Origin of the sequence: Neorhizobium sp. BT27B, assembly GCF_050455485.1 — a bacterium.
Lineage (GTDB): Bacteria > Pseudomonadota > Alphaproteobacteria > Rhizobiales > Rhizobiaceae > Neorhizobium.
The window spans coordinates 127,443-139,185 of the sequence record NZ_JBCIYT010000011.1; the positions used below are offsets into that span (position 1 = coordinate 127,443).

Here is an 11,743-nt window from a genome sequence, read left to right on the forward strand (position 1 = left end):
TTGTTGTCATGCCCATTGAGTTATCCCTCGCCGAACTGTGCGAACAGAGCGGGAAGAATACCAGCCAGGTGATTAAACTCGATCATGTCATGAACGGCGAGCTCGTAGGCGGTCATTTCAGCGAGCTGGTCGTTCCAACCGACATGCGCCATCATCGCCGCGGCCTTCTCGGCGCCGGCAAAACGGCGCATCTCCGGGTGCGAGCCGATCCAGTACCGGCTGACCAGTTCCATGCCACCTTCCACATCTCGGGCGATGTGGATCATCATCGAATTGATGACGTCGGGTGCCTGCGCCGGACCGACAATGCCGCTCGCATTTGCGGTAAACCCGGCGCGCTTGAAGGCTGCAGCGTCAAAGCCGAGCTTTGCAGGGTCGGTAAAGCGGATCAACAGCTCCATGGCCTGGGGGCCGACAAGCTCCTTGACGTAGTTCGGATTGTCGTAAAGCCGATCCTCGTAGCTCAGGCTCTTGTTGGCAAGGCGAGCCGGGTCTTTCACGCTATTTTCGATATGGGCATGCGGGAACCAGAGCATGTAACGCTCTTTCTCGATCGGATGCCAGGTGAACCACCACCGGAACATCTCGGCGGTGGCGCGCGGGAAGAACAGGCTATTCTGAACATAGACGGTCGAGCCATCGAGAACGGCATAGCCCTGCTTCGGCGTCTTGTAAGCCGGATCGATCAGCCGGTTCAGATCGGCAACGCTCGGCGTCAGGCAGTCCGCCTTGTCCAACGGGCCAATCTGCAGAGCGCGAGCATCATTTGTTGGCACGACGAGATGCGGGTTGAAGAATGTTTCGTAGGACTTACCCTTGAGCAACTGGGTGTTGGCGATGAGCTGCTTCTGGGCTGCGACCGGCAGATAGGTAACGGCGCTGTTATCGAGAGCGGACACTGCATCCGCTGCTTCAGTCGGAGATGCTTTGATCATGGTTGCTCCTGCGGCTCCTGCTGCTCCAGCTGCCAGGGCCGGAATGCCCTTGAGAAGATTACGACGCCCGAATGAAGTCATCGGGTTCACTCCTGGATGAATTGCGATGATTGAAATTTACATGTTCATTCGATATCAGTCCAACAAATGACATCTATTTACCAAATCGATGGGACTAATGAGAGACATCGACCTCAACCTTCTGAATAGCCTTCAACGGCTGCTCGCAAACGGGAGCGTCACAAAAGCGGCCGAGGACCAGGGCATCAGCCAGTCAGCAATGAGCTACAATCTTGGGCGGCTGCGCAAAACGATGGGCGACGAACTCTTCACGCGCGATGCCGGTGGCTTGGTCATGACGCCCTATGCGCGCACGTTGATCGAGCCCCTTTCAAGGATCATGACGGAGATTGATCGCCTTGTCAGCCGCTCGGCTGCCTTTGATCCTCACTCGGCAGAGCGTACATTCACCATCGCATTGCCGGATGCTGCCGAAGTTCTCATCATCCCAGAGATTCTCCAACGCATCGGAGAGAGCGCGCCCGGTATCCGACTTGAGCTCAAAAACGTCGATGAAGTGGATGTTCTTCGAGAACTCGACGCGGGCACAATCGATATGGCGGTGGGGATTTTCTCAGAGGGGCAGGTCCATCATAAGAGGAAGCTGCTGCACACTGACGACTATCTCTGCATCTACAATGGCGAGCTGCTGGAGTTCTCCAATCCAATTGGGCTCGACGAATACCTGTCTGCCCGCCATCTGGTACTGTCGAGCAAAGCAGCTGGCCATGATGCTGTTGGTGAACAGCTCGCGATGAGGGAAGCAAAGCGGCGGATCACAATGACGACCAGGCATGTCCTGTCTATACCGTTCATTGTGCTCGCCACACCGGTTGTGGCCACGATCCATGGCGGACTTGCCAGATATTTCGTTCGTCAGCTTGGTCTCCGGGCCTCCCCGCCACCATTCGAAATGCCGTCAGTGCCGATTTCACTGTTATGGCACAGTTCCAACGACGCCGATCCTGCCCATGAGTGGATGCGGCATATGATCCAAACTTCGCTCACGGCTGCAAGAGATGCTGGCAACATGCCGAGAGATCACACGCCGTCGCTCTTATGACCCGGCACGTCCCTCGTCGACGCCAACGGGAGCAGCCCTTGTCCTGACTGCGAAGAGACAAAACGCCATGAACGCGACGAGCGCTGCGACAATAAAAAAGCCGGCCCGCGTAAGAGGAAGCATCTCGATGAAGGCAGACAGAAACTGACCCATGAAAATCGCTACCGACAGGTAGCCGAGAAGCCGGCCCCGCAGGGCAAGGGGACTGCGCTCGATGGTCAAGTGGTTGACGAGCGGTATCGAGAAACCAAAGCCGCAACCCACGAGCATGCCGGCCACAACGATGAGTGGAAACGAGCCCGCCGCGAAAAAGATCACGTGTCCCAAGGCATAGGCCGAGAACGCGATCATTAAAGTCCTCATCGAGCCGAGTGCGTCCATAAAACGGGGCATAACGAAAGCCGCGCCGACGGCTACCAGGGAAATAAAGGAAAGAAAGTAACCAATCTTCACTTCGCCCATACCCATATCCGCCAGCTTCTGAGGCAACAGAATGACTGCCGCAAAAAATACGATCATCGAGCATGCTGCTGCAAGATAGACGTCCCACATGGCTGGGGCAGAGTCAGTCGCGCCTGGTTCGACTTTTCCGGATGACGGGGGGCTGTGCGGCACGAAAGTGACAACCATCGCCGCAAAGATCCAGGCGACCAAATACAGCAGGAAAGGATGCTGCCACCCGATCCCCGCAAGCATGCCACCGATGGCAAGAAAGACGACGCCGCCAAGCTCGATCGCCATACCCTGCCGTGAGATCATCTTGAGCCGCGCTTCTCCATCGAAAAATTCGGAAATCAATGTGGTGCCGGCCGACATCACTATCGCTGTCGCGCCGCCCAGCAAAAATCTATCGAGAAGCACCGCTGGATAACCGCGCAACCAGACGGCTGCGTAGCCAAGCAGGCCATAGAGAAGGAGGCCGATCACGAGGGCGCGGCGGCTGCCCAGCCTCTCGATTAATCGCCCGACCGCCAGGCCGAAGACGGCGACCCCGAGCGACGGCAAAGTAACAAGCCAGCTCGACGCAGGGCCGACACCGAGGGCAGCGGCTATGCTCGGCAGTCCCGGGACAATGACACACCCAACCATGATGGTCAGGCATGCTACAGATAAAAGCGTGAAGGCGCCGATTGGCTTGAGTTGTGCCATGGTTTTCTCCATTGAAGTGAGACGGGCGCATCGTAAGGTTTATTACGAGACGTCAGTCTCAATATATACGAGACTTCGATCTCGCAATAGGAGTTGGGCATGGAAGATACCGTCAAGACGCAGAGCCGGCCGGCGGGGCGACCGCGAGATGAAGAGGCCACACCGGCATTACTCGATGTCACGCGGCGATTGGTTGGCGAGAAAGGGTTTGAGGATGTCACGATCGCTTCGATCGCAGCCGCAGCGGGGGTAGGGCGGCAAACGATTTACCGCCGATGGTCTAGCAAGGCTGAGCTTGTGCTGGACGCTTTTCTCGATAGTGCTTCGCACCAAGAGGTGGTGGCGGATGGCCCAGTTGCACAGGTCCTCGAACGTTTCCTGGTCAATCTGTTCGACAATATTCGCCGCGATGGTCCAGCGATCCGCAACTTAATCGCCTCCGCCCAGACCGACGACAGCTTCCTGCAGATCTTCCGAGAGCGCTTTGTGCTTCCACGGGCTCAGGTAGCGGTGGCCATCATCCAGCGCGGGATTGCGCGCGGTGAATTAAGCAGCGGCATCGATCTCGAAATGATGGTCGATGCTTTACATGGTGTGTTCTGGTACCGACTGCTGCAAGGTCGGCCCCTCGACGAAACAGTGGCTGCTCGGCTCTCGCTGTTCCTGACGGGAGCAAAAAACTGAAAACCGATCAACGAGCTGGTGACAACTTGGCAAGGGTACTGAGCCAGATCGAAGGTCATCGATTATTGCCGACCGTTTGCCGCGGGTGAAGACGCCACGCAATGTGACGTCTCTGCGCCATTCGGTGATTTCAGCTCATCCACTGACCGCCATCGACATTGTAGCACTGGGCAACAACGTAGTCTGAATCCGCCGAAGCGAGGAAAACTGCCATACCGGTCAGGTCCTCAGTTGTTCCCATGCGGCCGTACGGTACAGCTTCTCCGACTTCTTTCTTCTTCTGGCCAGGCGCTTTATTCTCATACTTGGCAAAGAAGGCATCGACGCCATCCCAATGCTCGCCGTCGACAACGCCGGGCGCGATCGCGTTGACGTTGATCTTGTGCTCGATCAGATTCAAAGCCGCAGACTGGGTAAGGCTAATTACCGCAGCCTTCGTCGCGCAATATACTGCGACCAGCGGCTCGCCGCGGCGGCCTGCCTGAGATGCCATATTGATGATCTTGCCGCCTTTGCCTTGCGCAATCATCTGAGCTGCAACGGCCTGCATCGTAAACAGCGGTCCGTAGACGTTGACGTCGAATACACGCCGGTAGTCAGCTTCCGTAATTTCGACAAGCGGAGCAGCGGTGAAAAGCGCCGCGTTGTTGATCAGGATATCGATGCTTCCGAACGCGTCGACGACCTGCCGGACGGCGGCGTCGATGCTCTCCTTCTTCGTCACATCGATCTTGACCGCAATTGCATTTTCACCAAGTTCCTTGGCCGATTGCTCCGCCCGTCCAATATCGATGTCGCAGATCGCGACCCGTGCGCCTTCCCCGATATAGGCCTTGGCGAATGCCAGCCCAATGCCGCGCGCGGCACCAGTGATCATGGCATGCTTTCCCTGCAGTCTTGAAGACATGGTTTCTCTCCCTTTGAAGCTTTTGTTGTTGAGTGGCTGCTAGTCAGAACATTTTTGGAAAATGCTGGACCAGATTTTTCTGCAAGAATCCGTGGATTCTACCGGTTGGTTGATTGCCGTCAAAAACGTCGAGTTCGATCGGGACGCCCATAGCCGTGATCTCACCGACAGCCAGCATGGTTTTGACCAATGCAGGATCTGTGACAGAAACGGACACCAAAATAGGCGGCCATTCAAAAGGGATCGAGCCGGATTTTTTCTGGAGACCGGCGAGCCCCACGAGCCGGTCCAGCAGAACGCCGTCCGCGCCTACGACCGCGATCGCGCCAGGCATCGCTGCGCCATGAAATCCTTCCGACAGAAGGTCTGCTACCGCCTCGCTTTGCTGGCCCGCGCGAAAGATCATTCCAACACAGCAGGAATTGACGCTGCTTTCGAGCTCGAACCAGCGCTGTCCTAGCCTCTTCCGGCCCGCCAACACCAGACAGCTTTCCAGATCAGCATTCGCTTTTTTTACAAAAAATTCGACGCGCTCGACGTCGCCGTGATCCGGTGAAGGATCGGAACCGCGAAGCATCGACGTCATAGCGACGGGCGGTTCAAGCGCGGACGAAGCGGCAAAATCTATTTCCATGGTTCCCTCCCACGAGACGGCAAACAAATACCTCGTTCGCGGATATGGAACTAGCGTTTTAGATAGCCAAAACTAATGATATCATGTCCATTCTGTCCTAAATTACCGCCATGATGACCAAATAGGGACATAAACTCGTCAGTCAAAGGCCTCGGCTTTTGCGGAAGCCTGTCGGCGTCATGCCTCGAGACTTTTTGAAACTCAGATTGAAATTCGAAAGATTGTCGTAACCTGCTTCCGCGGCGATCGTCGTTATCGGTAAGTCTGAGCGGAGCAGGAGCTCGCTTGCTTTTCCCATCCTAAGCTCGATCAGATAGTTGCTGAAGGTGGTTCCGGTATTGCGTTTGAAGAAGCGCGAGAAGGACGTCCCAGTCATCCCGATCAGCGCTGCCGGTTGCTCAATCCTGATATCATTCTGGTAGTTTGCCGAGATCCAAGCAAGCACTTCGCGAACGGTCTGGTTCGTCGATGGGTTCGTATGAAGCGAGAAGCCTTCCGAAGATAAAAGAGCCGTTTCGGCGCTTTTCGACAGGATGGCAAGCAAGGTAAGGAATAGTGACAAGCGCTCGATGCCATCCGCTTTTCCCATTGCCTCCATGATTTCGGCCCCTTGCGTCCTGGCCTCGCCATTGAAGGCAATCCCGCGTCTCGCGCGCAGGAAAAAGGATCGAAGGTCGGTGAGCTCTGGCATGAGATTCGCGGCGGCGAGAATTCTATCCTCGTCGAACTGTACGATGACGTCGCGGTTTTCGATGCGGTCGCGCGGTTTTAGAGGTGTCACCCAATTATGGGGCAACCCGCGGCCGACGATGAACAGATCGCCCGGGTCGAACCCGCCGATGAAATCGCCGATATGGCAGGTTCCGCCGGCGCTTTTGATCAGATGGATCTCGCATTCCGGATGTGCGTTCCACACGCTCCAGGATAATGGATAATCATCCGTTCGCCAGATGAAGCACTCCGTCGCCAGTGGGACGATGGGTTCGTAAACCGGCTGGTGTCGCAACCCATTATCGGACGGCATACGATCGGCGGCCATTGAATCCTAATTCACCTGTTGTCTGATCCGTAATCGAATAAATAAACTGCATTATCTCGAAGTGAAATCTCTGCCTTTAAATATGCTTACAAGGGCACGGGATCCCTGACGGCATATCCAAACGCACAAACGTCACGATGCTGTCGGGGTGTGTAGTAGCTGTCAAGGCACCTGGAAGCGTCCAAAGACCTGATCGAGCGAACTGCGGTCTTGCCCGCTGTCTTCGGTATTGAGCGAAAGGGTGCCCCTAAGAACCGCACTGGGCGCGAAACAGCGAGGCAAGCCCGTGCACCAGTGCTGCCGATACATCTTCAACGTCTTGTCAAACCAAAGAAATTTCTGCAAACTTGATAGGCAGCCGGTTCGGTTCCTTTCAAGGCGGCATGGGGTTTGAGGGGGCGAGTGGTTCGAAATCAAATCGTATCGGGGCAGATGACGGCGGTAAATTATTCCGGCATTATCCTTTCCCATGTTCCGCCCGTCCACGCTCTCCCGCTTTGTGTATTTGTCTCCGGCTCTTCATCAGGATGAACTGGCAGCTAGCCCACTTGCCACCAATGGCATGAAGCTTCTCCGCTATGTCAAGCAAAACGGCGGCATTCCGTTGACGCAATCCTTGGGCGCTTTTCAGAGGAAATGTGTCGAATGGGCCGCACATGAATTTCAGTGGCCCGGGTATGAACCGGAAATCCTCTATTCCGTGAACAAGGTTCTCAACGAACCGGATTTTCCTCCGCTCTCCATCCTGCATTGGGCGCTGCAGGACCTTCGTATTATCCGCCACTACAAGGGTAGGGCCGTGCTCACGAAGCGCGGCAGTTCGATCCTCGGCAATCACGGGGAGCTTCAGGCAGTTCTCGCGGAATGGATGCTGGCCGCTCCGCTGCAGGAGAGTCTATCCCCCGAAGCCGCCGCCCTGTTCTGGGATCTTAGGCATATGCTGGGCGTCGTCTCGACCCGGTTGGGCGACTGGGTGACGCTTGGCGACTTTACCGAATGGGCAGTCCCGGTGGAGCTTTTCCCGGCGAGGGGACCGCTCGGCCCCCGACACGAGGCAGGCTGGTTCATCGCCCATAATCTCGTTCGCCCGCTGACCTGGCTCGGCATACTGGAGAACTCGCCGCAGAACGTGCCAGCCATGTCGGTGATGGACAGGCAATTTCGCAAGACGGTATTGTTCGATAAATTCTTCAGGATTGGCCTTCCGATCGGAGTCGAGGCCGTTATCCTCCACTGATAAGGCCAAGTGCCTGTGGATGCTGCAAATCTGTTTCATCGCGCAGGGCTTGGGACCTCTTTGCCGCCAATTCTGATCATGGAGCTAATGCGGCGCTCTGGGATGTGAGAAGCGGCCCCGCGCGCCGGGGGCTGTCGATCCCGGATCCCGGCGTTGCCGTCGCTGTGCTGACCCTCCTGCGGCAACCCTTTAGACCGGTCTTACGGGAGGCGAACGGCTTTCGCGGTTCCCGCTACAGCTGGTATGCCCTTTCCTGTTTGGGGACGTTTCTGCGCAACGACCCAAGAGCTGTCACTGCGTGAAACTGCGCGACCGTAAACCTTGCTCGACAGATTGGCTGAAATCGCACCTCCGCCAACAAGGTTGATCTGCCGATTGTGCCGTGTTTTGAAGTAAGAGAATTGGCGGTGAGGCTTTGACAACAGGAATGGCGCAACAGTTTGACATGTTTCCGGAGCAGGGTCCGCGCGACGATTTGGTCACGCGTGCCGCCTCCAGATTAGCCAAGCCCGAACAGCCTGCCGTCCCCATGAGTGAAGAGGACATGGTCCGGCATCTCGCTGAGACGGGCCGCTACCGCATCCTTACGAAAATGGTGCCGCCAGCAGTCGCGCCGAACCCGCGTCCGGAGTATCCCCTCAAAGGTATTGTGCTCGACACCGAGACCACCGGCCTCAATGCGCGCAAGGATGAGATCATCGAGATTGGCGTGGTCGCTTTCAGCTTCGATGCGACAGGACGTATCGGTGACGTGACCGGCATCTATGGTGGACTTCAGCAGCCCAGCATTTCCATTCCTTCCGAAATTACCAGGCTCACCGGCATAACCGGCGACATGGTGGTCGGGCAGTCGATCGATACGGCTGCGTTGCAGGCACTGATCGAACCTGCCGATCTGCTGATTGCCCACAATGCGGGTTTCGACCGGCCATTCTGTGAGGCATTTTCTCATCTGTTTTCTGGCAAGGCCTGGGCTTGCTCTAACTCTGAGATCGACTGGTCGTCGCGGGGATATGAGGGCACGAAGCTCGGATACCTGATCGGGCAGGCGGGCTACTTCCATGATGGTCATCGCGCTGTCGATGATTGTTTCGCACTTCTGGAGGTCCTGGCTCGTAAGGTGGACGGCTCTGCTTCCACAGCTTTCGCCGAACTCTATGAAGCAAGCCAGAGATCGCGTGTCCGAATCTTTGCGGAAAACAGTCCCTTCGACATGAAGGATCATCTGAAGGCGCGAGGCTATCGCTGGTCCGACGGAAGCGACGGCCGACCCAAGTCTTGGTGGATCGAGGTTGGTGAAGAAGCGCTCGAGGATGAGCTCCGCTATCTCAGGGCCGAAATCTACCGCTATCCAGACGCCGATCCACCGACTAAACGCCTCACCGCCTTCGACCGGTTCCGGGCCTGATAGCCTCTTTAGCTTAGATCTGATTGAACCTATGCTTTGAGCGCATGGCCGGCCTGAGACCTTGTGCCTTATCGACGGGTGGGCAAGGGTCTATATTCCAGTCATCGAAACGACGTTGGAACCGAAGCAAGGTTGCTGGCGTCAAGAGACCTCACGGAAGGGGATCATCATGAACGTAGCACGCTCTTTCAATAACTGGCGCAAGTATCGTCAGACCGTTACCGAACTCGGCCGGATGAGCTCGCGCGAACTGCAGGACCTCGGTATCAATCGTGCCGACATCCACAGTGTTGCTCGCCAGTCGGTCGCTCGCTAAGCGGCCTGCTCCCAAGCCAACCTGAATGACAATACGCCCGCTGATGATGCGGGCGTTTGCGTTTCTAGCCTGCCGCGAGGCGCTAAGCTGGACATTCTTGAGATCAGTTTGAGGTCGTGCATTTGTGCATGGCTGCGCTGCATCAAAGTCTATTTAATGTGCGGAGGAAATGAGTATCTTGGTTTCATTGAAGCGATGCACCTCCTCCCGCAGAGCTTCGATTTCAGACGACCCACTCCTCCTCCCAAGGGGCGTCTGACGGGACAGCGGCACCCTCCTCCCAGCCGTTTGTTCAACTCTTTCGAAAAGCCTGCCGCACCTCCTCCCGCGGCAGGCTTTTTCGTTTCTGGGGACGAAATCAGGCGGCTTCCACCTCGGGTGCTAGAGCAAACTGCCCTGCGCGAGGGGGTCGCCCTCCTTCGTGACGATCGAGGAACCATAGGGCTCCCGCGACGCGATGATCAGCGCATCATCCGGCAAGGGTCGGGCCAAATCCTTGGCCTCATCCCACGGCGCCTCCATCCAAACCTTTGTCTCCTCTTGGGTCAGCAGCAGGACCGGCATCGCCTTCTCGTGGATCGGGGCAACCAGACCGTTTGGATCGGTGGTCAGGAAGCCATAGAGGTCGTCCGTGGTCAGGCCGTCCTTCACCTTCCGGACGCTCTTCCATTGCGGCACGTGAATGCCGGCAAAGAATATCAGAGATTTCGCCTCGTCGCGTGCGAACCAGGCATTCGGAACCTTGCCGCCCGGCGCCTGGCTTACGGGATCCGGTTCGGCAAAACTTGTGACCGGCACGATGCAGCGATGTTCGACACCAAACCAGCGTTTCCAGTGAGGCAGGGTGAGCTTGCGGACATTGGTGACGCCGCGATCCGGTTCAATCCTGATCAGTTCATCCATATCGACTGGCTTGCCCTTCGCTTTGAGCTTTGCCGCGCGGGCCTCGGCCGCCTTCTTCTGGACGAAGATTGGCGAGGGCAGGCCCCAGCGCGCATGGACGAGCTGCTTGCGTCCGTCATTCGTGTTGCGAACGATCGGCCCCATCTGATCGGGATTCATCTGATAGGCGGGCATGAGGTTGATCAAGCTCTCGGCGTCCTGAGCCCATCTCGAGACCCAGTCCTTGTCTTCCATCCGATAAAGGTTGCACATTCCAGGCTAATCCTCCGCTCGACCATGGAGGGCAGTTTAGCGCATCGATGGCGCTCCGCTAGTCGAGCTGAAACACGTCGGCATTGTCCTGCCGTTCACGCAACCCCTTGTAGGCCGCGTGGCGAAGCTTGCCGTCGGCCGTCCAGGCACGGAACTCGATCTCGGCGATCAGCGTCGGATGCACCCAGACGACGTCGGCTTTTTCGGTATCGGGCACTGGCGGCTGCTTCTGCTTCCACCGTAGCTTTTCGAGCATCTTGCGGAGCTTGATGGCCTCGGCTTCCCTAAAGCCAGTCCCAACGCTGCCGACATCGACGATCTCACCATCGCGGTAGGCGCCCAGAACCAGCGAACCGAAGCCGGCCGGCGACGCTGCCGACGGCTCATAGCCGACGATGAAGAAGGCTTCGCTTTCGACGCATTTGACCTTCACCCAGTCACCGGTCCGACCGGAGCGGTATGGCTGGTCGCGATGCTTGCCGACTATCCCCTCCAGCCCGAGACGGCAGGCATGGTCCAGCAGGACAGCGGGATCGGCGTCGAGCGTTTCCGACAGCCGGATGGCGCCGTCCTGATCCTTCACCGTGTCTTCGAGCAAATGCCGGCGCGATCGATATTCGACTCCGCGCAAATCATGGCCATCGAGATAAAGCAGGTCAAAGGCATAGAGGATGGCATCGGAGGCCTGGTTGCCAGCGCTCTTTCCCGATGCTCCGAGCGATTGCTGCAGCAGCCCGAAATCCGATCGGCCCTCTGCGTCCAGAACTACAGCCTCTCCGTCGATGATCATGGTCGCCGGCCCGAGCGCCCGGGCCGCCTGCTCGATCGCTGGAAAGCGATCGGTCCAGTCATGGCCGCCACGGGTGAGGATCCGCACGCCTTGCGGCTCGATATGCACGGCAAGCCGGTATCCATCCCATTTCACCTCCCAGGACCATTCGGATCCTTGTGGCGGCTTTGCTTTGAGCTGCGCCAATGCCGGCTCGACGCGGTCGGGGATGGGATCGAATGGAAGCTGTGGCTCTGACGGATTGCGCTTCTTGCGCGGCCGCGAGCGGAGCGGGGCCTCGGTATCACGAAGGAGCGGCTTTGATCTCGGGGTCTTCGTCATTCCGACAGTTCAACAAAAAAACCTTAAGGAGATTGTGACGATCCA

12 protein-coding genes are annotated in these 11,743 nt (G+C 57.3%); 5 read left to right on the forward strand and 7 right to left on the reverse strand.

Annotated elements, in window-relative coordinates:
- Positions 1 to 20: 20 nt before the first annotated feature.
- Positions 21 to 935, reverse strand: coding sequence for a DAPG hydrolase family protein (locus AAIH70_RS24555; RefSeq protein WP_430036071.1), 915 nt, complete (start codon positions 933 to 935; stop codon positions 21 to 23).
- A 178-nt stretch (positions 936 to 1,113) separates the two neighbouring features.
- Here AAIH70_RS24555 and AAIH70_RS24560 point away from each other — a divergent pair, with 178 nt between their 5' ends.
- Positions 1,114 to 2,058, forward strand: coding sequence for a LysR family transcriptional regulator (locus AAIH70_RS24560; RefSeq protein WP_165932165.1), 945 nt, complete (start codon positions 1,114 to 1,116; stop codon positions 2,056 to 2,058).
- Here AAIH70_RS24560 and AAIH70_RS24565 read toward each other — a convergent pair.
- On the reverse strand, positions 2,053 to 3,207 hold the full coding sequence (locus AAIH70_RS24565) for an MFS transporter (protein ID WP_430036073.1): 1,155 nt from the start codon (positions 3,205 to 3,207) through the stop codon (positions 2,053 to 2,055). The genes AAIH70_RS24560 and AAIH70_RS24565 overlap by 6 nt on opposite strands.
- 99 nt (positions 3,208 to 3,306) lie before the next feature.
- Between AAIH70_RS24565 and AAIH70_RS24570 the strand changes: the two genes are divergently transcribed.
- On the forward strand, positions 3,307 to 3,891 hold the full coding sequence (locus AAIH70_RS24570) for a TetR/AcrR family transcriptional regulator (RefSeq protein WP_132280886.1): 585 nt from the start codon (positions 3,307 to 3,309) through the stop codon (positions 3,889 to 3,891).
- Positions 3,892 to 4,021: 130 nt separating this feature from the next.
- On the opposite strand, the gene AAIH70_RS24575 is transcribed toward AAIH70_RS24570, so the two are convergent.
- The 3 genes from AAIH70_RS24575 to AAIH70_RS24585 form a co-directional block, all read right to left on the reverse strand.
- Positions 4,022 to 4,798, reverse strand: a complete 777-nt coding sequence (locus tag AAIH70_RS24575) for an L-iditol 2-dehydrogenase (RefSeq protein ID WP_430036076.1) — start codon at positions 4,796 to 4,798, stop codon at positions 4,022 to 4,024.
- Positions 4,799 to 4,841: 43 nt separating this feature from the next.
- Positions 4,842 to 5,432 (reverse strand): hypothetical protein, encoded by a 591-nt coding sequence (locus AAIH70_RS24580; RefSeq protein ID WP_132280880.1) that lies wholly within the window; start codon positions 5,430 to 5,432, stop codon positions 4,842 to 4,844.
- Between the two features lie 142 nt (positions 5,433 to 5,574).
- Positions 5,575 to 6,471: an AraC family transcriptional regulator gene (locus AAIH70_RS24585; RefSeq protein ID WP_132280877.1), complete on the reverse strand. Its 897-nt coding sequence runs from the start codon at positions 6,469 to 6,471 to the stop codon at positions 5,575 to 5,577.
- A 469-nt stretch (positions 6,472 to 6,940) separates the two neighbouring features.
- On the opposite strand from AAIH70_RS24585, the gene AAIH70_RS24590 reads away from it, so the two are divergent.
- From AAIH70_RS24590 to AAIH70_RS24600, 3 genes are all read left to right on the forward strand, one after another.
- Complete coding sequence (locus AAIH70_RS24590) at positions 6,941 to 7,708, forward strand: hypothetical protein (protein WP_132280874.1); 768 nt, start codon at positions 6,941 to 6,943, stop codon at positions 7,706 to 7,708.
- A gap of 427 nt (positions 7,709 to 8,135) precedes the next feature.
- The gene (locus AAIH70_RS24595) at positions 8,136 to 9,116 is read left to right on the forward strand and encodes a 3'-5' exonuclease (protein ID WP_132280871.1); all 981 of its coding nucleotides are present in this window, start codon (positions 8,136 to 8,138) and stop codon (positions 9,114 to 9,116) included.
- A 169-nt stretch (positions 9,117 to 9,285) separates the two neighbouring features.
- Positions 9,286 to 9,432, forward strand: coding sequence for a DUF1127 domain-containing protein (locus AAIH70_RS24600; RefSeq protein WP_003551724.1), 147 nt, complete (start codon positions 9,286 to 9,288; stop codon positions 9,430 to 9,432).
- A gap of 381 nt (positions 9,433 to 9,813) precedes the next feature.
- On the opposite strand, the gene AAIH70_RS24605 is transcribed toward AAIH70_RS24600, so the two are convergent.
- A complete protein-coding gene (locus tag AAIH70_RS24605) occupies positions 9,814 to 10,587 on the reverse strand; it encodes an SOS response-associated peptidase (RefSeq protein ID WP_132280868.1) in 774 nt (257 codons plus the stop codon).
- A 58-nt stretch (positions 10,588 to 10,645) separates the two neighbouring features.
- On the reverse strand, positions 10,646 to 11,698 hold the full coding sequence (gene ligD, locus AAIH70_RS24610; RefSeq protein ID WP_430036080.1) for a non-homologous end-joining DNA ligase: 1,053 nt from the start codon (positions 11,696 to 11,698) through the stop codon (positions 10,646 to 10,648).
- Between the last annotated feature and the right edge of the window lie 45 nt (positions 11,699 to 11,743).

What these genes read in the sequence shown, in the direction of transcription:
- AAIH70_RS24555 (WP_430036071.1), bottom strand. Translation starts at nt 935, where the DNA reads ATGATCAAAGCATCTCCGACTGAAGCAGCGGATGCAGTGTCCGCTCTC.
- AAIH70_RS24605 (WP_132280868.1), bottom strand. Translation starts at nt 10,587, where the DNA reads ATGTGCAACCTTTATCGGATGGAAGACAAGGACTGGGTCTCGAGATGG.
- ligD (WP_430036080.1), bottom strand. Translation starts at nt 11,698, where the DNA reads ATGACGAAGACCCCGAGATCAAAGCCGCTCCTTCGTGATACCGAGGCC.
- AAIH70_RS24580 (WP_132280880.1), bottom strand. Translation starts at nt 5,432, where the DNA reads ATGGAAATAGATTTTGCCGCTTCGTCCGCGCTTGAACCGCCCGTCGCT.
- AAIH70_RS24570 (WP_132280886.1), top strand. Translation starts at nt 3,307, where the DNA reads ATGGAAGATACCGTCAAGACGCAGAGCCGGCCGGCGGGGCGACCGCGA.
- AAIH70_RS24560 (WP_165932165.1), top strand. Translation starts at nt 1,114, where the DNA reads ATGAGAGACATCGACCTCAACCTTCTGAATAGCCTTCAACGGCTGCTC.
- AAIH70_RS24590 (WP_132280874.1), top strand. Translation starts at nt 6,941, where the DNA reads ATGTTCCGCCCGTCCACGCTCTCCCGCTTTGTGTATTTGTCTCCGGCT.
- AAIH70_RS24585 (WP_132280877.1), bottom strand. Translation starts at nt 6,471, where the DNA reads ATGGCCGCCGATCGTATGCCGTCCGATAATGGGTTGCGACACCAGCCG.
- AAIH70_RS24575 (WP_430036076.1), bottom strand. Translation starts at nt 4,798, where the DNA reads ATGTCTTCAAGACTGCAGGGAAAGCATGCCATGATCACTGGTGCCGCG.
- AAIH70_RS24565 (WP_430036073.1), bottom strand. Translation starts at nt 3,207, where the DNA reads ATGGCACAACTCAAGCCAATCGGCGCCTTCACGCTTTTATCTGTAGCA.
- AAIH70_RS24600 (WP_003551724.1), top strand. Translation starts at nt 9,286, where the DNA reads ATGAACGTAGCACGCTCTTTCAATAACTGGCGCAAGTATCGTCAGACC.
- AAIH70_RS24595 (WP_132280871.1), top strand. Translation starts at nt 8,136, where the DNA reads ATGGCGCAACAGTTTGACATGTTTCCGGAGCAGGGTCCGCGCGACGAT.